We start from the raw sequence: 22,004 nt of genomic DNA on the forward strand, positions 1-22,004 counted from the left end.
CACGCGGCCTCAGTCGTTCCTCAGCCCGTTGGGCTGGCATTCCCAGAAGATCTTGGCCTGGCATCCCTCGCAAATGCCGCGGTCCAGCTTGGCGTAGATCGTATGCAGCGCGGTCGCCTTGTCGGGAAAGATATGGTCCTCGCCCAGCCGCTGCAGGAAACCCGTGCGACGCCACATGTCCAGCACTTCCGGCCGCGGGCGGTGGAAGTACAGATCGCCGCCCATGGCCCGCCTGGCGGCCAGTTCGTCTTCCCAGACCTGCGCGCCCGCCATGTCGATGAAATTCATGCTCTTGGCCATCACCAGCAGATGGCGCGGCGCGCCGGGCGCCGCGCGCAGCTCATGCAGGCGCTGCGCCACGTGCGTGGCAGCGCCGAAATAGACCGACCCTTCCATGCGCAGCAGCTTCAGTTGCGGGCACTCCGGCAAGGCATCCGGCGCGTGCTCCAACACCACGAAGCGCCGCTCCAAGCCGCGCGAGTCGAAGCCCATGGTGCGCATCGCCGGCCGCGAGGTGCGGTGCAGGTAGACCATCAGCGACAACACCGTGCCCAGCAGGATCGCCACTTCCATGCGTATGGTGATGGTGGCAGCCAGCGTGGCGGCGGCGATGATCGCTTCGCCGCGCTGGGTGCGGATCAGTTGCCGCCAGCGCGGAATGTCGAACAGGGTCCAGGCCACCAGCAGCAGCAGCCCGGAAATCGCCGCGTGCGGAATCATGGCCAAAAGCGGCGCGGACAGGGCCACCAGCGCCACCAGCAGCAAGGCCGAGAACACGGACGCCAGCGGCGTCTTGGCGCCAGCCTCGTAGTTGGGAATGGACCTGTTGAGCGACCCGCAAGACAGGTAGCAGGAGAAAAAGCCGCCCACGATATTGGACAGCCCCTGCCCCACGAATTCGCGGTTGGCGTCGATGCGCTGGCCCGAACGCGTGGCCACGGCCTTGGCGATGGAGATGGATTGCGCCAGCGCCACGATGGTCAGCGCGAAGGCCACGCTCAGCAGTTCGGGCAAGGCGCGCCAATCGACGCTGGGAATATGGAAAGGCGGCCAAGGTTGGGCCAGCGCACCCAGCACTGACACCGGCGCGCCTTCGGTCAGCGCGTTGAAGCCCGCGGCCGCCAGCGCGCCCGCCGCCAGGCCCGCCAACATGTAGGGCTTGCGCTTGTCCAGACGCCGCACCAGCAGCGCCACGGCCAGGGTGGTCAGGGTCACCAGCAAGGCGCCCCAGTGCACCTGCGCCAGATTCGCGGCCAGGCTGGCCAGCAAGGCGCCCGCGCCGTGCGCGCCCGGCGACGGCATGCCCAGCGCGTCCTTCAGCGCATGCACGGCGATCAGCAGCGCCGCGCCGCTGGTGAAGCCGAACAGCGCCGACGGCGAGATGAAGTGCGCCAGCGAGCCCAGCCTGAGCGTGCCCACCAGCCATTGCATCAGCCCGACCAGCACGGTCACGGCCAGCGCCAGCTGGATGTAGCCCTGGCTGCCGGCCACCGCCAGCGGCGTCAACACCGCATAGAGCGCCAACGAGTTGGCATTGGTCGGGCCCGACATGACATGGCGGCTGGACCCGAAGAGCGCCGCGACGATACAGGGAACGATGGCGGAATACAGGCCGTACTCGGGCGGCAGGCCCGCCAGCATGGCGAACGCCACGCCCTGCGGCAACACCAGCAAGGCGCCCAGCAAGCCCGCCGTCGCATCCGCACGCAAGGTCCGCGCATTGACCTCGTCCACCCACGAGCCGAACAACCGGCGCGCGACGCTCATCCCCCCCTGCATCATTCTTTCTTGTCCCTCGGCATCTGCTTTCTGATTGGTTCCGCCTGCGGCGCACAGGGCGGGCGGCGGGTCGTCTAGCGTAATCGCTAGCGCCCCTCGCGCGCAACGCGTCCCGCTTACTTGAGGTAACGGCGCTCCAGCTCCCGCATATGGGCATCGCCCTGCAGCGCGATGATTTCCTTGACCGCCGGCAGCGCCGCATCCACCTGATGGATGCCGCCATCGCTGCGGATGCGGGCGAACACGTCCCGCATCGCCCCCACCGCGGCGCGGATGGCGTGATTGCCATAGATGACCAGGCCGACCTTGCCCAGCGCCTGGATATCGGCTTCGCGCAGTTGCGGATAGGCGGTGGGCACCAGCACCAGCGGCGCGCGGCCTTGCCATGCCGCGATGAACGACAGGATCTCGTCGGGCGTGTTCTGCCTGGAATGGATCAGGATGGCGTCCGCGCCCGCAGCTTCATACGCGCGCGCACGGGCCAAGGCCTCCTGCTCGCCGGCGCCCGCGATCAGCGCCTCGGTCCGGGCGATCACGCAGAAATCCGCATCGCGGCGGGCGCTGCAGGCGGCTTCGATCTTGCCCTGAAACTCCTCGATCCGCACCAGCTCCTGCCTGCCGGACGCGCGCAGACTCGTGTCCTTGGGAAAGGTCTTGTCTTCCATCACCACCGCCGACACGCCCGCAGCTTCGTACTGCGGCACCATGTAGGAGACATTGATGGCATTGCCGAATCCGGTGTCGATGTCGGCAATCACGGGCACGTCCACCGCGGCGGCGATCGCCCGCATCATGTCCAGGTGCTGCGAGGGCGAGAGTATGTTGGCATCGGGCACGGCGTAGCTGGCCGACAGCTCGAAGCCGCTGCCCCAGATGGCGTCGAACCCGGCATCGGCCGCCAGCCTGGCGGACAGCGGGTTGTGCGCCGACATGGCGTGCATCAAGACGGGATCCTGCAATTTCTGGCGGAAACGGGCGTTTCTGGTCATGGCGGACACGTAGGCAAAAACCCGGCGCGCCGCGCGCCGGCTGCGGCCATCGTAGCGCCAATCCCCGCCTTGCCCGAAACGTCAGCCGGCCTCGCCGCCGCGTCGCGCCTTCATGGCCTGCCCGATCCCGGCCAGCGTATCGTCCGGGATCAGCCGCGCCGCCATCGGCAGCAGCTCGCTTTCCTCACGCTGGATATGCGCGGCGTAGGCATCGGTGAAATCCTGCACCTGGCTGGCGGGCAGCTCGGCCTGGCGGCCCGCCGCGATCTCGGCGAGCGCCTGGCGCAAGGGCTCCCAGCGCCGCGCCAACTGCCGGTGCTCGGCCATCAGGCCGTCCACCAGCGCATGCAGACAGACGGCGTCAGAGCCGGCCATGGATTCGATCAAGGCCGGAAACAGGTCCTCTTCCTCGTCCTCGTGATGGTGTGCGGCCGCGGTATCGAAGTAGCGCATGACGCTGGCCGCCGCGGTTTGAGCCGCGGCGTCGCTGCCATGCACCGGCAGGTGCGCGGCAAGACGCCCCAAGGTCGCGCACTGGCGGGAAATGCGGCCATGGCAGGCCGACAGCAAAGCCAAGGGATCATCCGCGCCCGGCGCCGGGGCCGGGCCTCCAGGAAAGCTCACCGCCATCGCACACCTCCGTTATCCGGCGTGGCCACGCCACCACAAGCGGATGGAATCCCACGCGCGTCCCGCGAATCCGGCCTCGGCCACCGGTTCCAGTGCCACCACCGGAAACTGCATGGCGGGCTTGCCGTCCACCAGCACACGCACCTCGCCCACTGCGGACTGGGCCGCGATCGGCGCAATCAGCGGATCCTGCGGTGTCCAGACCGGTTCGACCTTGGCGCCCGCAGGCACCGTCACGTAGGCATCGCGCGCGAATCCGGCCTTCAGGCTGTCCTGCTCGCCCTTCCATACCTCGGGCGTGGCGACCGCCTGGCCGCGCGCGTACAGCTTGATGGTATTGAACCCCTGAAAGCCCCACTCCAGCAACTCGCGGCTTTCCTGCGTGCGCAGCTTGTCCGACGCCGTGCCCACCACCACCGTGATCAGGCGGCGCTGGTCAGCGCCATTAGGACGCTGCGCGGTGGCGACGATGCAATAGCCGGCCGATTCGGTATGCCCGGTCTTCAGCCCGTCCACGCTGGGATCCAGCCACAGCAGGCGGTTGCGGTTCGGCTGCGTGATCTTGTTGTAGGTGAACTGCTTGGCCGAATCGTAGGTCCTGTAGAGCTGGGGATAATCGCGAATGAAACGCGTGGCCAGCATGGACAGGTCGCTGGCGGTGGAGTAGGTCCCCGGATCGGGCAAGCCGTGCGGGCTGGCGAAATGCGTGGCGTGCAGGCCGAGCCTGGCGGCGGTGTCGTTCATCCGCGCCACGAAGGCCTCGACGCTGCCCGACACGGCCTCGGCCAGCGCGATGGCCGCGTCGTTGCCCGACTGGATCATCAGGCCGCGCAGCAGATCGTCCACCGAAACCTTCGAGCCCGGCTCCAGGAACATCTTCGAGCTGCCCGCCGGCACCTTCCAGGCGCGGGTCGACACCGTGACCATTTGCGCCGCGGACAGCTCTTTCTTGCTGAGCGCCTCGAACACGACGTAGGCCGTCATGATCTTGGTCAGGGACGCGGGCTCGATCCGGGTCGCCGCCGCATGCGACGCGATCACCTGTCCGCTGGTCTCGTCCAGCAAGAGCCAGGCCTTGGCCGACAGGGCCGGCGCGGGCACCGTCTGCGCCACGGCGCCCGACATGCACGCGGCCGCGACGATCAGGCTCGCCGCCAACTTCTTCATCAACATATGACTGCTTCGCTTCCATGCTTGGTTTTTCCCGCGCGGGTCTCGCGCAGGGCACGCAATTGGAACATGCCCGGCGCAGTTGGTTCAGTGCCGCAGGCATCTGAAAAGATGCGCGATGAATGTCACGACATCTTGCTGGAGCCCTTCTACAAAGCACTTTCTGTGTCGAAAACAACAAACAAGGGCCAAAAACCCGCTAGAAAACCGCATTAATCGCCACTCTTCCGCTATCATCGGCCGCGTAGCGTCAAACGCCGATACCCGGCGCGCGCTGCTCCATGACCTCAACATACGGATTTTGACCATGGCCACGAAAGCAAAAGCTCCTGCCAAGAAAGTCACCAAGCCCGCCGCCAAGGCGCCCGCAAAGAAGGCAACTGCTGCCAAACCCGCTGTGAAGCCCGCTGCAAAGCCGGCCGTCAAGAAGGTCGTCGCCGCCAAGAAGGTCGCTGCTGCCCCCAAGGCCATCAAGGCCGCCCTGAACAAGACCCAGCTGATCGCCTACATCGTTGAGCAATCGGGCGTTGAAGCCAAGTCGGTCAAGGCCGTCCTGGCCAGCCTGGAAACCTCGGTGCTGGGCTCCGTGGACAAGAAGGGCGCTGGCGAATTCACGCTGCCCGGCCTGTTCAAGGTTGCCGTGCAGAAGGTTCCGGCCAAGGCCAAGCGCTTCGGCAAGGATCCGTTCACCGGTGAAGAGCGCTGGTTCCCCGCCAAGCCGGCTTCGGTCAAGGTGAAGGTTCGCCCGCTCAAGAAGCTGAAGGACGCCGCGCAGTAATTCGCGCGTAGTTCCGGTCAAGCCGGAAGGGCCCGCCTCGCAAGAGGCGGGCCCTTCTTTTTTGCCGCGGCCGGCCTGCACGACGCATAGGTCGGCTTTTTCCAATTTATCTTCATGTTAAGATACTTCACGTAAAAACAAATCCCATGCACCCATGAATGACCTCGTCGATCTGGTGATCTCCCAATGGACCGCCGAATGTCCCGCCCAGGACTTCGCCGCCATGTCCGTCGTCACCCGTGTGTTCCGTCTGAACGCGCTGGCCGCGCGCAACGTGAACCGCAGCTTCCGCAACTACGACCTGCACCAGGGCGAATTCGACGTGCTGGCCACGCTGTACCGCAGCGGCTCGCCCTACGCGCTGAATCCGCAGAAGCTGGTGGAGGCCCTGCTATTGACCTCCGGCGCCATGACCAACCGGCTCGACCGCCTGGAGCAGGCCGGCCTGCTCACGCGCAGCCCCAATCCGGAAGACCGGCGCGGCGTCATCGTGTCGCTCACGGCCGAAGGCTTGCGCACCATCAAGCTGGTGCTGAAGGACTACCTGAAGGACCTCAATGAACTGCTTGAACCGCTGTCCGCAGCCGAGCGCAAGCAACTGGCCGGCCTCCTCAGGAAGCTGCTGATCAAGCAGGACCAGGAAACGCCTGGCGGCATCGGCGCCTGAGCCGAGCCCTCTTCCGCAGCCATCATCCCCGATCCCGATCCATGACTTCCGCTACCCAGTCCTCCCAGACGCCGGTCCTGACCGCGCCCATCCTCCTGCTGATGTCGGTCGCGACCGGCCTCGCCGTCGCCAGCAACTATTACGCGCAGCCCCTGCTGCATACGATCAGCGAGCAATTCTCGCTGTCCAGCGCCACGGCAGGCAGCATCGTCACCACCGCGCAGCTGAGCTATGCGGTGGGCCTGATGCTGCTCGTGCCCCTGGGCGACATGTTCGAGCGCCGCAGCCTGATCGTGCTGATGAACCTGCTGTCCTCGGGCGGTCTGCTGATTTCCGCCTTCGCCCCCAATATCGGCGTGCTGATCCTGGGCACGGCGCTGACGGGCATGCTGTCCGTGGTGGCCCAGATCCTGGTGCCTTTCGCCGCGACGCTGGCCGCCCCGCATGAGCGGGGCAAGGCCGTGGGCACCGTCATGAGCGGACTGCTGCTGGGCATCCTGCTGGCCCGCACCGTCGCCGGCGCGCTCGCCGACGTAGGCAGCTGGCGCACCGTGTACTGGGTGGCGGCCATCCTGATGCTGATCATGTCCGCGGCCCTGTGGCGCCTGCTACCGCGCCACCAGAGTCCGGCCGGGCTGAGCTACCCGCGCCTGCTAGGCTCCATCCTGCGCATGTTCGTCGAGGAACCGCTGTTCCGCGCCCGCTCGCTGCTGGGCGGCCTGCTGTTCGCGGCCTTCAGCATGCTGTGGACGCCGCTGACCTTCCTGCTGGCCAGCCCGCCCTATCAATACAGCAACACCACCATCGGCCTGTTCGGGCTGGCGGGCGCCGCAGGGGCCTACGCCGCCAACCGCTTCGGCCGCCTTGCCGACCGCGGCCTGGGCAACCTCGCCACCCGCGTCGGACTGCTGTTGCTGCTGGGTTCCTGGGGACTGATCGCCTTCGGCCAGGTGTCGGTGCTGGCCCTGCTGGTGGGCATCCTGGTGCAGGATCTCGCGATCCAGGGCGTGCACGTCACCAACAGCAGCGCCCTCTACCGCCTGCGCCCCGAAGCGCGCAGCCGGCTGACGGCCGGCTACATGACCAGCTACTTCATCGGCGGCGCATCCGGTTCGCTGGTATCGTCCTGGCTGTACGCCCATTTTGGCTGGCCCGGCGTGGTCACGGCGGGCGCCGTCCTCGGGGTGATTACGCTGGCTTATGGTGCCCTGGCGCCCAGCGCGCGCATCCCCGAAACGGCTCCGTCCCCTGCCCGCGCCTAGCACCTCCTATAATCAGGGGTTTTGGCCGCCTCCGCGCCCGCGCGGCGAGGCGGCTCACCCTTTTTTTGCCATCGTGCACGAGCCCATGCAGGAACGTTACCTCCCCAATACCGTCGAAGCAGCCGCCCACCAAGACTGGCAGGCGCGCGACGTCTACCTGGTCCACGAACACGCCAAGAACGCCGACGGCTCCGAAAAGCCGAAGTTCTACGCCTGCTCCATGCTGCCCTACCCCAGCGGCAAGCTGCACATGGGCCACGTGCGCAACTACACCATCAACGACATGATGGCCCGTCAGCTGCGCATGCGCGGCTACAACGTTCTGATGCCCATGGGCTGGGACGCCTTCGGCATGCCGGCGGAAAACGCCGCCATCAAGTCCAAGGTGCCGCCGGCGAAGTGGACGTACGACAACATCGCCTACATGAAGAAGCAGATGAAGGCGATGGGCCTGGCGATCGACTGGTCGCGCGAAATGTGCGCCTGCGATCCCCAGTACTACAAGTGGAACCAGTGGCTGTTCCTCAAGATGCTGGAAAAGGGCGTCGCCTACCGCAAGACCCAGGTCGTCAACTGGGACCCCGTGGACCAGACCGTGCTGGCCAATGAACAGGTCATCGACGGCCGCGGCTGGCGCTCGGGCGCGCTGGTCGAAAAGCGCGAGATCCCCGGCTACTACCTGCGCATCACCGATTACGCCGACGAACTGCTGGGCGCCGTCCAGAACGATCTGCCCGGCTGGCCCGAGCGCGTGCGCCTGATGCAGGAAAACTGGATCGGCAAGTCCGAGGGCCTGCGCTTCGCTTTCCCGCACAAGATCGCCGGCCAGGACGGCCAGCTGATCCAGGACGGCAAGCTGTACGTCTTCACCACCCGCGCCGACACCATCATGGGCGTGACCTTCTGCGCCGTGGCGCCGGAACACCCCCTGGCCACGCAGGCCGCGCTCTCCAATCCGCAACTGGCCGCCTTCATCGAACAATGCAAGCTGGGCGGCACGACCGAGGCCGAAATGGCCACGCGCGAAAAGGAAGGCATGCCCACGGGCCTGTACGTCACGCACCCGGTCACGGGCGCCGAAGTTCAGGTCTGGGTCGGCAACTACGTGCTCATGACCTACGGCGACGGCGCCGTGATGGGCGTGCCGGCGCATGACGAGCGCGATTTCGCCTTCGCCAAGAAATATGACCTGCCCATCGTGCAGGTCGTGGACGTGGCCGGCAAGGAATACTCCACCAATGCCTGGCAGGAGTGGTACGGCGACAAGCAAGCCGGACGCACCATCAATTCGGGCAAGTACGACGGCCTCTCCCACAAGGAAGCGGTCGACGCCATCGCCGTCGACCTGGGCGCGCAAGGCCTGGGCGAAAAGCAGACCACCTGGCGCCTGCGCGACTGGGGCATCTCGCGCCAGCGCTATTGGGGCACCCCCATCCCCATCATCCACTGCGCGGATTGCGGCCCGGTCCCGGTTCCGGAAAAAGACCTGCCGGTGGTCCTGCCCGACGACCTCATCCCGGACGGCAGCGGCAATCCGCTGGCCAAGAACGAGGCGTTCCTGTCCTGCTCCTGCCCCAAGTGCGGCAAGCCGGCGCGCCGTGAAACGGACACGATGGACACCTTCGTGGACTCGTCCTGGTACTTCATGCGCTACACCTCGCCGGGCAACGATAACGCCATGGTCGACGCGCGCAACGACTACTGGATGCCGATGGACCAGTACATCGGCGGCATCGAACACGCGGTGCTCCACCTGCTGTACGCCCGCTTCTGGACCAAGGTCATGCGCGACATGGGCTTGCTCAACTTCGACGAGCCCTTCACCAAGCTGCTGTGCCAGGGCATGGTGCTGAACCATATCTACTCGCGCAAGACGCCGCAGGGCGGCATCGAATACTTCTGGCCGGAAGACGTCGAAAACGTCTACGACGACCGCGGCGCCATCGTCGGCGCCAAGCTGAAGTCGGACGGCTCCGCCATCACCTACGGCGGCGTAGGCACGATGTCCAAGTCGAAGAACAACGGCGTCGACCCGCAATCGCTGATCGACACGCTGGGCGCGGACACGGCCCGCCTGTTCGTCATGTTCGCCAGCCCGCCGGAACAGACCCTCGAATGGTCGGACTCTGGGGTCGAAGGCTCCAACCGCTTCCTGCGCCGCCTCTGGTCCATCAGCTACGGCCAGCGCGAGGCCATCGCGCGCGGCCTGGCCCATGGCGCTGACTGGGCGCAGGCGCCGGCCCCGGTCAAGGATCTGCGCCGCGAGGTCTACGGCCTGCTCAAGCAAGCCGACTACGACTACCAGCGCATCCAGTACAACACCGTCGTGTCGGCGTGCATGAAGATGCTCAACGCCATCGACGACGCCAAGCTGCCCGAAGGCGCAGCCGCGGACGCCGCCTACGCCGAAACGCTGGGCGTGCTGCTGCGCGTGCTGTATCCCGTGGTGCCGCACATCACCTGGCACCTGTGGCGCGACCTGGGCTACGCCCACGAGCTGGGCGACCTGCTCGACGCGCCTTGGCCGCACGTGGACGAGGCGGCGCTGGTCGCCGACGAGATCGAGCTGATGCTCCAGGTCAACGGCAAGCTGCGCGGCTCCATCCGCGTGGCCGCCAAGGCCGCCAAGGAAGACATCGAAAAGCTCGCGGCATCCCAGGAAGAGGTCGCCCGCTTCCTGGAAGGCCGTCCGCCCAAGCGCGTCATCGTGGTTCCGGGCAAACTGGTCAACGTCGTAGGCTGATGAGGTCAAGCATGCACTTCGCCGGGCAACAAACGCACTCCCCCCGCCAGTCCTGGCTGCTGCGCGGCGCCTGCCTGGCGCTGTTCATGCTGCTCTCCGCTTGCGGCTTCGCCTTGCGTGGCGTCACGCCGATGCCGTTCGATACGCTGTATGTCGGCATTTCCGACACCACGCAGTTCGGCGCCGACGTGCGCCGCGCGCTGCGCGCGGCCTCGCCGAACACCAAGCTCGTGTCGACCCCCAAGGAGGCGCAAGCCATCCTGCAGCAGGTCGCCGACACTCGCACCCTGCGAGAGGTGTCGCTGAACGCCCAGGGCCGTGTCGAGGAATACGAACTCGGCATCAACTACACGTTCCGCCTCATCGATGCCAAGGGCCGCGCCCTGATCCCGGACACCACGCTGTCGATCTACCGCGAAATGCCCTATGACGACCAGGTGGTGCAAGCCAAGCAAGGCCAGATCGAAACGTTGTACCGGGCCATGCAGCGCGACCTGGTGTCCCGCCTGCTGCGCCGCATGACCGCGCCGGAAGTGCGCCATGCATTCGAGAATGCCGAAGAGCGCGCGGAAGACGGCGAGACCCCGCTGTACGACCCGACCACGCCGGAACAAAAGCGCACGCCCGCGCCGTGGCAGACGCCGTCCACCACCGATCCGGCCATCCTGCGTTAAATGGCACAGCCCCTGGACGCGGATCGCCTGGCCGAGCACCTGCAGCGGCCAGGCAACCGCCTGGCCCCGCTCTACACGGTGTCCGGCGACGAACCCCTGCTCGTGACCGAGGCCGTGGACGCGCTGCGCGCCGCGGCCCGTAACGCGGGCTACACCGACCGCCTGTCCATGGTCATGGACGCGCGCAGCGACTGGAGCTCGGTCACCGCCGCCACGCAAAGCGTGTCGCTGTTCGGCGACCGCCGCATCCTTGAAATCAAGATCCCGACGGGCAAGCCTGGCAAGTCCGGCGCCGACACCCTGGCCAAGCTGGCCGAACAGGCTGAGAAGCAGGCGGATCCGGACACGCTCGTGCTGATCGCCCTGCCGCGCCTGGACAAGGCCACCCGCGAAAGCCGCTGGGTGCAGGCCTTGAGCCGCGGCGGCATGATGGTCGACATCGCCAACATCGAACGGGGCCGCCTGCCCGCCTGGGTCGGCATGCGGCTGGCGCGCCAGAACCAGCGCGCCGACGGCGCCACCCTGCAATGGATGGCCGACAAGGTGGAAGGCAATCTGCTGGCCGCCCACCAGGAAATCCAGAAGCTGGGCCTGCTCTACCCCGAAGGCCAGCTGGCCGCGGAGGACGTGGAGCGAGCGGTGCTGAACGTTGCGCGCTATGACGTCTTCGGCCTGCGCGACGCCATGCTCGCCGGCGACACCGGCCGCACCATCCGCATGATCGACGGCCTGCGCGCCGAAGGCGAAGCGCTGCCGCTGGTGCTATGGGCGGTCGGCGAGGAAATCCGCCTGCTGGCCCGCATCGCCGAAGCGCGCGCCCTGGGCCAGGACGTCAACGGCCTGATGCGCCGCCTGCGCATTTTCGGCGCGCACGAGCGGCTGGCGTTGCAGGCGCTGAACCGGGTGCAGCCGAACGTGTGGCCGGCCGCCGTGCAGCATGCACATGAGGTCGATCGCCTGATCAAGGGCCTGTCGGTACCAGGACGCCTGTCCGATCCCTGGGAAGAAATGACGCGGCTCGCGCTGCGTGTCGCCGCCGCTGGCGGACGACCGTGAAGGCGGCATAGCCGCCGCCTTCGCCTCCCGCGCCAGCCCATGCGCTGGCATTCGCCCGGCCTCGCGGCCGGATATACACTGAATCTCCAGGTGGCGTCCGCGCCGCCCCATCCTCATGATCGACGCTGCCATGTCCACGTCCTCCATCGAACAAGCCATGCTCACCCTGGGCGAAAACGCCCGCCGCGCCTCGCGCGCCATGATGCGCGCCACCGGCGCCGCCAAGAACCAGGCGCTGCTCGCCATGGCCGACGCCCTGGCCGCCAGCCACGACGAACTCAAGGCCGCCAACGAAAAAGACCTGGCCGCAGCGCGCAGCAACGGCCTGGAGCCGGCGCTGCTGGACCGCCTGACCCTGTCGGACAAGACACTGGCGCACATGGCCGAGGGCCTGCGCCAGATCGCCGCCCTGCCTGATCCCATCGGCAGCATCACCGCCACCAGCGTACGCCCCAACGGCATGCGCGTGGCGCAGATGCGCGTGCCGCTGGGCGTGATCGGCATCATCTACGAATCCCGCCCCAACGTGACCATCGACGCGGCCGCGCTGTGCCTGAAGTCCGGCAACGCCGCCATCCTGCGCGGCGGTAGCGAAGCCCTGCATTCCAACATCGCGCTGGGCCGCATCGTGCAGACCGGCCTGGCCGCCGCAGGGCTGCCGCAGGACGCGGTGCAGGTCGTCGCCACGGCCGACCGCGCCGCCGTCGGCAAGCTCATCACCATGACCGAGCACATCGACGTCATCGTGCCGCGCGGCGGCAAGGGGCTGATCGCCCGCCTGTCGCAAGAGGCGCGCGTGCCGCTCATCAAGCACCTGGACGGCAACTGCCACGTCTATATCGACGCGGCGGCCGATCCGGACAAGGCGCACGCCATCGCCTTCAATGCCAAGACCTACCGCTACGGCATCTGCGGCGCCATGGAAACGCTGCTGGTCGACGCGGTCGCCGCCGTTTCCATCCTGCCCAGCCTGGCCGCGGCCCTCACCGAGCACGGCGTCGAATTGCGCGGCTGCCCCCGCACGCTGGCCTTGCTGCCCCACGCCAAACCGGCCACGGAAGAAGACTGGGCCACGGAGTACCTGGGTCCCATCCTGGCGGTGCGCATCGTCGACACGCTGGACGACGCCATCGAGCACATCGCGCGCTGGGGCTCGGGCCATACCGACGCCATCGTCACCGAGGACCTGTCCGCCGCACAGCGCTTCCAGCGCGAGGTCGACTCCAGTTCGGTGTACGTCAACCTGCCGACCTGCTTTGCGGACGGTTTCGAATACGGCCTGGGCGCCGAGATCGGCATCTCGACGAACCGCCTGCACGCGCGCGGCCCGGTCGGCCTGGAAGGCCTGACCACGCTGAAGTGGGTGCTCAGCGGCGAAGGCCAGGTGCGCGGCTGATCCCGAGCCTCCGACTGCACGCAGACTGACGCGGCCCTGAACACGGGGCCGCGGCAAGCCTTCTACAATACGGCCAGCAGTTTTCCGCAGGCATTCTTTTCATCCGAACGCGGCGCGCCGCGTCTTCCTGAGATCCCCATGTACTCACCCGCGATGGCCATGGCCTTCAGCCTCTTCCTGCTGTGCTTCATCACATGCACGCTCAGCGGCGTCGTGCTGTTCTTCAAGAGCAAGCAGATCAACGCCAAATTGAAGCACCCGTACCTGCAGCACCGTCAATTCAATCAGTATCCGCTTGCGATCCAGGCATCCATCATGCTGGATTACTTTTTCCGCCTGATGTTTCCCGGCACGCGCTTCTGGCTGATCGGCAACGCCAACGACCTGCTCTCCCACGTCGATCCGAAGAAGACGCCGCTATCGCTGAAATGGCCGATCGTCGGCTTCTGGGGTTCGTGCTGGCTCGGCCTGATCGCCATGATCGTGCTCTGGATCATGCTGTTCCTGGGAGCTTGAACCCATGCAGATCAGAATCGAAGACTATCCCGGCAGCCTCGAGGCGGCCCGCTATCTGGTCGCCGCGCGCGAGTCCGGCATCGCCGGCCCGCGCCTGCCCGCCGACTGCCGTCCCCAATCGCTGAACCAGGCCTTCGCCGTGCAGCAACGCACCGCGCAGCTGCTGCTCGAGAAGCATCAGGACGACATCGGCGCCTGGAAGAGCGCCTTGCCCACGCCCGAGAAAAGCGTGGTCGCGCCGATCTATGCCTCGACCATCGCGTACGCCGAAGCCGGCCCTGTTGCGGCCCGGACCCAGACCGTGCGCATCGAACCCGAGATCGCGTTCGAAATTGCCCGGGATCTGCCCGCGCGCCCCGAGCCCTACACCGAGTCCGAAGTGGACGCGGCCATCGGCGGCGCGCGCCTGGCCTTGGAAGTACTGGGCTGCCGTTATGCGGCTCCGGAACATGCCAGCCTGCCGGAACTCCTGGCCGACCATATGTTCAACCAGGGGCTGGTACTGGGTCCGCGCATCGCATCCCCGCACGATGCCCCCGGCGCCTTGAGCATCACGCTGTCCGTGGACGGGGTTGAAACCGAGCAGCACGCGGGCATCCACCCGAACGATCGTCCCAAGGCCGGGCTCTACTGGCTGGCCAATTTCCTGCGCGAACAAGGTCTGGGACTACGCGCCGGCCAGCACGTCATCACCGGCTCCTATGCCGGCTTCCTGGACGTGCCCGCCAACCGCGATCTCGAACTCGCCTACGGCGACCTCGGCGTCCTGCGCCTGCACTTCAGCAAGCCCTAGCCCGGCCGCACACCGAACTTCCGTCCCCTGCCCGCCTGGTCCGCTCTTGCGGACTAGCGGGCCGCGGGCTGCGCGATCTCGATGGGCGCTGCGCCCGCCTCGATGATTTCCCCCACATCCAGACACAGGTCCTCGCGGTAGCGTCCCGCCAGCACCTGCACGCCCACCGGGCTCGCGCCTGCCTCGCTCATCGCGCTGCCCATCGCCACCGACAGGCCTGGCAAACCCATGAACGGCACGCCGATCTGCGTCATCTGCGCGCGCCAGATGCGCGCGTAGGCCGCATCGCCTTGCAGATCGAGCTTGTCAGGGAACGGCAGCTCGGCCGACACGGGCAGCAACAGCACGGGATACTCGGCGAAGAACAACTCCCACAGGCGCGTCAGCGTAGCCCGCCGCGTCAGCGTGGCGGAAAAACTCGCAAGGTCGGCCCCCGCCGCCTTGTCGCGCTGGCCAGCCAGCGCTACCAGAGCTCCGCGATCGCCTTCTTTTTCCGCGGCTGCCACCATGGCGTCGTAGCCATCGGCCAGCCACATGCGGATCTGCAGGTCCGCCGCCTCCTGCATCGGCGGCACGGCATCCAGCGTATCCACCGTCCAGCCTGCCTCGCTGAGCCGGCGGGCGGCTTCCTGCAAGGCCTTGACCACGGCGGGCTGGGTGTCCATGCCGTCCGGATTCAGGCACAGCGCGGCCCGGCGCGGCGTCTCGGCCCCGACCAGGGGAGCGGGCACCCACCAAGGATCGCGCACATCCCGCGCCGCCAGCGCGGCCAGGCCCAGTCTTAGATCTGCGATGCTGCGCCCCAGCGGGCCGGACACCGCGGTCAACTGTCCCCCGATCGAGCGTTCCGGCAGCGCCGCGTTGTACGCCGCCACGCGCCCCAGCGACGGCCGCAGGCCATGCACGCCGCAGGCATAGGCTGGATAGCGGATGGAGCCGGCGATATCCGTGCCATGCGCCAGATGGCCGATGCCAGCCGCCACCGCGGCAGCCGCGCCGCCCGACGAGCCGCCGGGCGTCAGCGCCGGATTGCGCGGGTTCAAGGTATCGCCATGCAGCGCATTGCCGGTGAACCAGCGCAAGGAAAACGCGGGCGTGTTGGTACGGCCCAGGATCACGGCTCCCGCGCGCAACAGATTGTCCACGACCGGGCTGTTCTCCGCCGCGATCACGTCCTTCTGCAGGTTCACGCCATTGGTCGTGGCGTAACCCGCCTGGTCCACGTTGATTTTCACGGTAACGGGCACGCCGGCCAACGGCCCCGGGTCTTCGCCGCGCGCAAGCATCGCATCCACTTGCGCCGCTTGGGCCAGCACATCGTCCGGGCGGTGGTCCACCACGGCATTGATCGCGGGATTGACGGCATCCAGCCGGTCCAGCGCGCTTTGCGCGGCCTCGCGGGCGGACACCTCGCGCTTGCGGATGCGGGCGGCAAGCTCAACTGCGGACAAACGCCAAAGATCGGACACGCGCGACTCCTGAATCATGGTTGCATGGAAGATCAGGCAAACCTTAGCGCCTGCCGCGCCTGCCCACAAGCCGCCGCCGGCCCGGAACGCTACTCGTCCTCCTCGAAGACCTCGACTATCGCGTCGGCCACGGCGCGCACGCGCGCCGTGCGGTTCAGGTCGCCGTGCATCACCAACCACAAATCGTAGGGTTCGCTGCGCGTCGGCCAGATACGTACCAGCTCGGGATACCCCGGCGCCATGTGCGTGGGCACCTCGCCGATGCCCAGCCCGGCCGCGACCGCCTCGAGGATCATCAGGCCGGAGTTCAGCTCCACGCCGATGCGGCCGTTGCCCGTGGGCTCGCCGCAAAACGTGTCGGACCAGCCCGGCAGCACCGCTTGCTGGTACGTCACCAGCGTGTGCCCCGCGAACGCAGTGCCCGGCCGCGGCTCGCCATGCGCAGCCAGGTAGGCGCGCGAAGCGTACAGCCCGACCTCCTTGCGCGTCAGGTGCCGGTGTATCAAATCGGGGTTGTCCGGCTTGATGTTCCGTATCGCCAAGTCAGCCTCGCGGCGCGTCAGGTTGCTGATCTGGATGGCCGTGGACAGCACCACGCGGATGTCGGGGTGCTGGGCATGCACGCGCCGCACCGCTTCCATGATGTAGTAGCTGGCCACGGTTTCCGAGGTCGCCACGCGCACCACGCCGGACAGGCGATGATCCAGCCCCTGCATCTGGCGCTGCAATTGGTCCGCCGCCTGCTCCATGCGCTCCGCGGCCGCGAACGCCAGTTCGCCGGCCGCCGTGGGCACATATCCACCCGGCGTGCGCAGGAACAGCCGCGCGTCCAGCGAGGACTCCAGCGCCGCCAGCCTGCGCCCGGCGGTTGCCTGGTCGATCTGCAGCAGCGCGGCGGCGCCCCGCAGGGTTCCCACCCGGTAGATGGCCAGGAAGATCCTGGCGTTGTCCCAGTCCATCGCGTTCGCCCTAAGGATGCATTTTTGCATCACTATAAAGCAATTATTCGGCTTTTTTGCATCAAGGCACAGGTCTAAGCTTCAGTCCTCGACAGCCTCGCCACACCACCAGCCATGAGTTCCGCCTGCCCCAACCTCACCGCGCCCTCGCTGGCCGCCAAACCCGCCGCGGCCGGCCTGCTGCCGCTAGTCACGCTGGCCATCGGCTTCGTCATGGCGATGCTGGACGTCACCGTCGTCAACGTCGCCCTGCCCAGCATCGCAGTGCAGTTCACCGTTCCCCTGACGGATCTGGTCTGGATCGTGGACGGCTACACCCTCACTTTCGCGGCGCTGCTGTTGGTGGCAGGAGCGCTGGCCGACCGGTATGGCGCCAAGACGATCTACCTGGCCGGTTTGGGCGTCTTTACCCTGGCGTCCCTGCTCTGCGGCCTGGCGCCCAACGCGGACATGCTGATCCTGGCCCGCATGCTGCAGGGGCTGGGCGCGGCCCTGTTCATGCCGAGTTCCCTCAGCCTGCTGACCCATGCCTACGACGACGATCAGGTGCGCAACCGCATGCTGGCCGCCTGGTCCGCGATCGTGGCGGTGGCAGGCGCTGCCGGCCCGCTCCTGGGCGGCGTGCTGATCCACCAATTTGGCTGGCGCGGGATCTTCCTCATCAATATCCCGCTGGGATTGGCCGGATTGTGGCTGGCGCGACGCCGCATCCAGGCGGTTGCGCGCCGCCCGCGCGCCCTCAATCCGCTGAGCCATCTGCTGGGCGTGATCGCCTTGTCCTCGCTGTGCTTCGTGCTGATCCAGGGCAACGCCTACGGCTGGTCCTCCAACCTCATACTGGGCACGGTGGTCCTCTGCGCGGCCGCCGCCCTGCTGCTGGTGCGGCGCGAGCGCCGCCATGCCGACCCCATCATCCCGCGCGCCCTGTTCGCCACCGCGCAATTCGCGGCAGCCAACGGCGTCGGCTTTCTGATCAATCTGGCAGCCTACGGCCAGCTCTTCCTGCTCAGCCTGTTCCTGCAGCATGCACGCGGCGCGGACGCATTGGAGACCGGCCTGCAGCTGGTACCCATGCTGGCCGTGTTCTCCTTGGGCAATCTGTTGTCCAGCCGGGTATCGGCGCGCTGGAACGTGCCGGCGGCGCTGCTGGGCGGGGTATCGTTGGCCGCAGCCATGAGCGCCGCGGGAATCGTCATGTTCTCGCCGGACATGGCCTACTGGCCGTTCGCCGTCATCGTCGCAGTGGCCAATCTGGGCGTGGGCGTCGCCGTTCCCGCCATGACCAGCGTGGTCATGCAGGTCTCGGGCAAGAGCCACGCCAACAGCGCCGCCGCCGCCCTGAATGCCAACCGCCAATCCGGCGCGCTGGTAGGCGTCGCGTTGATGGGCACCATCCTGCATTTGCTGCCGCAATGGAGCGCCAGCCTGCCCGCGGCCTACATCGTCATCACCTCAGGCTATCTGCTCGCTGCCGTGCTTGCATGGCGCTACCTGCAACGCGCGCGCAATGCCTGAACGCGGGCAAGGCTGCGGCCTTCACAGGCCATGAAGGCCGCAGCGCTCAAACGTTCGCGGCGGGGAGTATCGCCACGCCACGCCCCGCGAAAAATTCGTCGAAGACGGCCAGCGGCAATTCGACATCGGCCTGCGTGCCGGGCTCCCCCGAAGGATTGTGGAAGGTCACCGAGTCCGGCGTTGCGCGAGTCACCAGCACCAGGTGCCCGCCCTTCCTGGGCGGTTGCCGCTCGGGCCAGCGTATCCAGGGATGCACCGACGCCATGAAATAGGCGGCTTGGGACATCAATCCAGGCAGTTCGTCCGCGCGCAGATCGACATGCACGCGCGCCGCCAGGCCGAATGCCTCGTCCACGTAGCGCACGAACGGCGCGTAGATCATGCCCTTGATCTGTTCGCCTTCCACCGTATAGGCGCCGTAAGCCAAGCTGCCCCGCGCCAGCTCCAACGTCGGATACTGGCGCCCGTCGCGGGCCGCCAGCACCATCTTCAGGCAGGCCATGCCGCAGACGTGGCTGGCCCAGCGCGCGTACTCATCCACGTCGCGCGCGCCCGAGCCGCGCCAGGCCGGGTCATCGGCCAGGGCCAGCGTGCCCTGGATGATTTCGCTGGCCCGATGCGCCGACTCCCACTGGCAAAAATACGGCACGGCGGATCGGGAGGCTGGCGTCGCGTTCATGCAGGACTCCTGGATTCTGGAGGTCAAAGGGAGCCGCTATCTTGCCCGCGCGGCATGCGCGTGGCAACGGGCCGGCGTTTGCTTCACAATGCTCCTATCCGTGCTCACAGGAGACCCGCATGTCCAGCCCTGCCACGTCCAACCCGCCCGCCATCCGCCGCGTCGCCGTCGTCGGCGCCGGCACCATAGGCGCCAGTTGGGCTGCGTTGTTCCTCGCCCGCGGCCTTGAGGTCGTCGTCAGCGATCCCGCCGCCGACGCCGAAACGCTGACGCGCGCCCGCGTACAGGCAGCATGGCCCGTGCTGGCGGAACTTGGACACGTGCTGCCCGGCGCCTCCGCTGATGCGCTGCGCTTCGAGCCTGACCTGGAGGCCGCGCTGGCCGGCGCGGACTTCGTGCAGGAAAACGCGCCCGAGCGCGAAGACTTCAAGACTGCCCTCTTTGCGCGCATGGACGTCGTGCTGCCGCCGCAGGTCATCGTCGCGTCCAGCTCCTCCGGCCTCATCATGAGCCGCCTGCAATCGCAGTGCCGCCATGCCTCGCGCTTTGTCATCGGGCATCCGTTCAATCCGCCGCACCTGATTCCGCTGGTCGAAGTGGTCGGCGGCGAACAAACCTCGGCCGACACCATCGATCGTTGCATCGCCTTCTACCGAAGCCTGGGCAAGTACCCCATCCGCTTGAACAAGGAAGTCCCCGGCCACATCGCCAACCGGCTGCAGGCTGCGCTATGGCGCGAAGCCATACACCTGGCGGCCGAAAACGTCGCCAGCGTGGCCGATATCGACGCCGCCGTGTCGCAAGGCCCGGGCCTGCGCTGGGCGCTGTTCGGCCCGCACATGACCTTCAACCTGGGCGGCGGCGCGGGCGGGCTGGCCAATTTCATGGACCACTTGCTGGGCCCAGTCCAGACCTGGTGGGACGATCTCGGCGCGCCGGAAGTCACCCCCGAACTGCAACAGCGCCTGATCGCGGGCGTCAACGCCGAAGCAGGCGAGCGCAGCATCGCCGACCTGGTCCAGGAGCGCGATGCGCAACTCACCGCACTGCTGAAAGCACTGCAGCGCTGAAACGGCGGCGGCCCGCAGCGGGCCGGAATGCGCCATATCCCTCAATACCGGCAGGCCACTGCGCCTGCCCTCTGCCATAGCAGGATTGCTCCATATGATTTCCGTAACACATGACAGCGCCCTTTCCCGCTACACCGCCACCGTCGATGGCGTCCTGTGCGTGCTCGATTACCAGTTGCAAGGCAGCACCATGGCAATCACGCACACCGGCGTGCCCAGCCAGGTGGGCGGACGCGGCATCGCCGCTGCGCTGACCAAATATGCGCTGGACGACGCCCGCGCCCGGGGTTGGAAAGTGCGGCCCTTGTGCTCCTACGCCGACGCCTACATTCGCCGCCACCCTGAGTACAGCGATCTGCTGGCCTGAACCCTGTCGGCATTTCGCACAGTGACCAAGCAATCCAAGCTCCCTTCCACAGCCTGTCCCTGCGGCGGTCCCAAGCCCTATTCCGAATGCTGCGGGCGCTGGCACGAAGGCCCGCAAGCCATGCAAGCGCCCACCGCCGAGGCGCTGATGCGCTCGCGCTACAGCGCCTTCGTGCTGGACAAGCTGCCCTATCTGTTGGCGACCTGGCACCCCAGCACCCGTCCCAGCGCGCTCGAGCCCAATCCGCCCGGCCTGAAATGGCTGGGTCTGGCGATCAAGCAGACACGCAGCCAAGACCCCGAGCACGCCACGGTGGAATTCGTCGCCCGCAGCCGCCAGGCCGGCCGCGCCCACCGCCTGCACGAACTCAGCCGCTTCGTGCGCGAAGACGGCCAGTGGTTCTATGTGGATGGCGACCTGTACTGATCCTGGTCCGGCAGTTCCGCACCAGGCCTAACAAACCCAGACATCAGAAAAGGCAGACATGAACCAGGATCCTCGCCACGCCGAAGCGCTATTTCACGCAGAACCTGTCGCGGCACTGCGCGCCGACCTTGCGCTCGCATTACGGGCCGCGGCCGCGCATGGTCTGGGCGAAGGCGTCTGCAATCACTTCAGCGTGGCCCTGCCCGGCGACTCGGAGCATTTCCTCCTCAATCCCCGCGGATTGATGTGGCATGAGGTGCAAGCGGACGACATCGTGCTGATCGATGCCCAAGGCAACAAGCTCGCCGGCCGGCATGCAGTCGAGCCCACGGCCATGTTCATCCATGCCGCCATCCACCGCATCGCCGGCAAGGCCTGTGTGCTGCACACGCACATGCCCTACGCCACGGCCTTGACCCTTACCTCGGATCGCGCGCTCGACACCACGCTGTCGCAAAACGCCATGCGCTTTCACGGCCGCCTGGCAATCGACCAACACTACAACGGCCTGGCGCTGGACGTCAGCGAAGGCGAACGCATCGCCCATGCGATGCAGGGCGCAGACGTGGTCTTCCTCGGCAACCATGGCGTCGTAGTCTGCGGGGAAAGACTGGACTATGCCTATGACGACCTGTTCTTCCTGGAGCGCGCCTGTACCGCCCAGGTGCTTGCGCAATCAACGGGACGCCCGCTGCTGCCGGTCAACCCTGACCTGGCGGCCAAGGTGGCCGCACAGGTCCAAGGCGAACGCCTGCAATCCGAACTGTTCTTCGCCGCTTTGCGACGCCAACTGCCTTAGCCGCTCTTGAGCGGCTTTACCGCTTTGGCTCAAAAGCTTTTACCTGAGCGCCGCAAAAACAAAACCCCTCGCAGGATATTCCTGCGAGGGGTTTTTCATTGGGACTGCGGCTGGTGGTATCGCACGAGAGATCCCGAGCGCAATACATTCGGTCGCCACAAAGACAAAACCCCACAGGGGTTACCTGTGGGGTTCTGCGGAATAAAAGCTTGACGATGACCTACTTTCACAGACGTCCGTCCACTATCATCGGCGCAAAGTCGTTTC

At 66.9% G+C, this 22,004-nt stretch carries 21 protein-coding genes; 14 read left to right on the forward strand and 7 right to left on the reverse strand.

Translation table 11 applies throughout. The annotated features are described in order from the left end of the window. Positions 1-9: 9 nt before the first annotated feature. The 4 genes from HV766_RS25835 to HV766_RS25850 all read right to left on the reverse strand — a co-directional run bounded on the left by HV766_RS25835 (position 10) and on the right by HV766_RS25850 (position 4,571). On the reverse strand, positions 10-1,767 hold the full coding sequence (locus HV766_RS25835; RefSeq protein ID WP_175182083.1) for a SulP family inorganic anion transporter: 1,758 nt from the start codon (positions 1,765-1,767) through the stop codon (positions 10-12). 128 nt (positions 1,768-1,895) lie between these two features. Further along, positions 1,896-2,768: a phosphonopyruvate hydrolase gene (locus HV766_RS25840; protein WP_175182084.1), complete on the reverse strand. Its 873-nt coding sequence runs from the start codon at positions 2,766-2,768 to the stop codon at positions 1,896-1,898. Positions 2,769-2,849: 81 nt separating this feature from the next. Next, positions 2,850-3,398: a hemerythrin domain-containing protein gene (locus HV766_RS25845; RefSeq protein WP_054451207.1), complete on the reverse strand. Its 549-nt coding sequence runs from the start codon at positions 3,396-3,398 to the stop codon at positions 2,850-2,852. 12 nt (positions 3,399-3,410) lie between these two features. Then, entirely contained in the window at positions 3,411-4,571 is a 1,161-nt protein-coding gene (locus HV766_RS25850; protein WP_175182085.1) for a D-alanyl-D-alanine carboxypeptidase family protein, read from the reverse strand. A 304-nt stretch (positions 4,572-4,875) separates the two neighbouring features. On the opposite strand from HV766_RS25850, the gene HV766_RS25855 reads away from it, so the two are divergent. The 9 genes from HV766_RS25855 to HV766_RS25895 all read left to right on the forward strand — a co-directional run bounded on the left by HV766_RS25855 (position 4,876) and on the right by HV766_RS25895 (position 14,453). Further along, on the forward strand, positions 4,876-5,346 hold the full coding sequence (locus tag HV766_RS25855; RefSeq protein WP_054451206.1) for an HU family DNA-binding protein: 471 nt from the start codon (positions 4,876-4,878) through the stop codon (positions 5,344-5,346). Positions 5,347-5,500: 154 nt separating this feature from the next. Next, positions 5,501-6,013 (forward strand): MarR family winged helix-turn-helix transcriptional regulator, encoded by a 513-nt coding sequence (locus HV766_RS25860; RefSeq protein WP_054451205.1) that lies wholly within the window; start codon positions 5,501-5,503, stop codon positions 6,011-6,013. A 41-nt stretch (positions 6,014-6,054) separates the two neighbouring features. Beyond that, positions 6,055-7,275 carry an MFS transporter gene (locus HV766_RS25865; protein WP_054451204.1) on the forward strand — a complete coding sequence of 407 codons (1,221 nt, stop codon included), beginning with the start codon at positions 6,055-6,057 and terminating at the stop codon, positions 7,273-7,275. 85 nt (positions 7,276-7,360) lie between these two features. Then, on the forward strand, positions 7,361-10,018 hold the full coding sequence (leuS, locus tag HV766_RS25870) for a leucine--tRNA ligase (protein WP_054451203.1): 2,658 nt from the start codon (positions 7,361-7,363) through the stop codon (positions 10,016-10,018). An 11-nt stretch (positions 10,019-10,029) separates the two neighbouring features. After that, positions 10,030-10,692 (forward strand): LPS-assembly lipoprotein LptE, encoded by a 663-nt coding sequence (locus HV766_RS25875; protein WP_054451202.1) that lies wholly within the window; start codon positions 10,030-10,032, stop codon positions 10,690-10,692. After that, positions 10,693-11,748, forward strand: coding sequence for a DNA polymerase III subunit delta (gene holA / locus HV766_RS25880; protein WP_054451201.1), 1,056 nt, complete (start codon positions 10,693-10,695; stop codon positions 11,746-11,748). Between the two features lie 115 nt (positions 11,749-11,863). Continuing rightward, complete coding sequence (locus tag HV766_RS25885) at positions 11,864-13,144, forward strand: glutamate-5-semialdehyde dehydrogenase (protein ID WP_059371744.1); 1,281 nt, start codon at positions 11,864-11,866, stop codon at positions 13,142-13,144. Positions 13,145-13,282: 138 nt separating this feature from the next. Then, entirely contained in the window at positions 13,283-13,660 is a 378-nt protein-coding gene (locus HV766_RS25890; protein ID WP_175161796.1) for a hypothetical protein, read from the forward strand. Positions 13,661-13,664: 4 nt separating this feature from the next. Further along, on the forward strand, positions 13,665-14,453 hold the full coding sequence (locus tag HV766_RS25895; protein ID WP_175182086.1) for a 2-keto-4-pentenoate hydratase: 789 nt from the start codon (positions 13,665-13,667) through the stop codon (positions 14,451-14,453). A 53-nt stretch (positions 14,454-14,506) separates the two neighbouring features. Here the strand turns inward: HV766_RS25895 and HV766_RS25900 are convergent, their stop codons facing one another. Together HV766_RS25900 and HV766_RS25905 are read right to left on the reverse strand one after the other, a co-directional pair. Beyond that, positions 14,507-15,922, reverse strand: coding sequence for an amidase family protein (locus HV766_RS25900; RefSeq protein WP_175182087.1), 1,416 nt, complete (start codon positions 15,920-15,922; stop codon positions 14,507-14,509). Between the two features lie 89 nt (positions 15,923-16,011). Then, positions 16,012-16,881, reverse strand: a complete 870-nt coding sequence (locus HV766_RS25905; protein WP_175161783.1) for a LysR family transcriptional regulator — start codon at positions 16,879-16,881, stop codon at positions 16,012-16,014. A gap of 114 nt (positions 16,882-16,995) precedes the next feature. Between HV766_RS25905 and HV766_RS25910 the strand changes: the two genes are divergently transcribed. Continuing rightward, positions 16,996-18,396, forward strand: coding sequence for an MFS transporter (locus HV766_RS25910; protein ID WP_119451013.1), 1,401 nt, complete (start codon positions 16,996-16,998; stop codon positions 18,394-18,396). Between the two features lie 46 nt (positions 18,397-18,442). Here HV766_RS25910 and HV766_RS25915 read toward each other — a convergent pair whose 3' ends face one another. After that, the gene (locus tag HV766_RS25915; RefSeq protein ID WP_054451195.1) at positions 18,443-19,075 is read right to left on the reverse strand and encodes a hypothetical protein; all 633 of its coding nucleotides are present in this window, start codon (positions 19,073-19,075) and stop codon (positions 18,443-18,445) included. Positions 19,076-19,194: 119 nt separating this feature from the next. Between HV766_RS25915 and HV766_RS25920 the strand changes: the two genes are divergently transcribed. From HV766_RS25920 to HV766_RS25935, 4 genes are all read left to right on the forward strand, one after another. Then, positions 19,195-20,145 (forward strand): 3-hydroxyacyl-CoA dehydrogenase NAD-binding domain-containing protein, encoded by a 951-nt coding sequence (locus tag HV766_RS25920; RefSeq protein WP_175182088.1) that lies wholly within the window; start codon positions 19,195-19,197, stop codon positions 20,143-20,145. Positions 20,146-20,239: 94 nt separating this feature from the next. Continuing rightward, positions 20,240-20,512 (forward strand): GNAT family N-acetyltransferase, encoded by a 273-nt coding sequence (locus HV766_RS25925; RefSeq protein ID WP_054451193.1) that lies wholly within the window; start codon positions 20,240-20,242, stop codon positions 20,510-20,512. A gap of 21 nt (positions 20,513-20,533) precedes the next feature. Beyond that, positions 20,534-20,938: a YchJ family protein gene (locus tag HV766_RS25930; RefSeq protein ID WP_175161775.1), complete on the forward strand. Its 405-nt coding sequence runs from the start codon at positions 20,534-20,536 to the stop codon at positions 20,936-20,938. 58 nt (positions 20,939-20,996) lie between these two features. Then, positions 20,997-21,737: an aldolase gene (locus HV766_RS25935; RefSeq protein WP_054451191.1), complete on the forward strand. Its 741-nt coding sequence runs from the start codon at positions 20,997-20,999 to the stop codon at positions 21,735-21,737. Positions 21,738-22,004: the final 267 nt, after the last annotated feature.

This window comes from Achromobacter aegrifaciens (genome assembly GCF_902859735.1).
GTDB classification, from domain to species: Bacteria; Pseudomonadota; Gammaproteobacteria; order Burkholderiales; family Burkholderiaceae_B; genus Achromobacter; species Achromobacter aegrifaciens.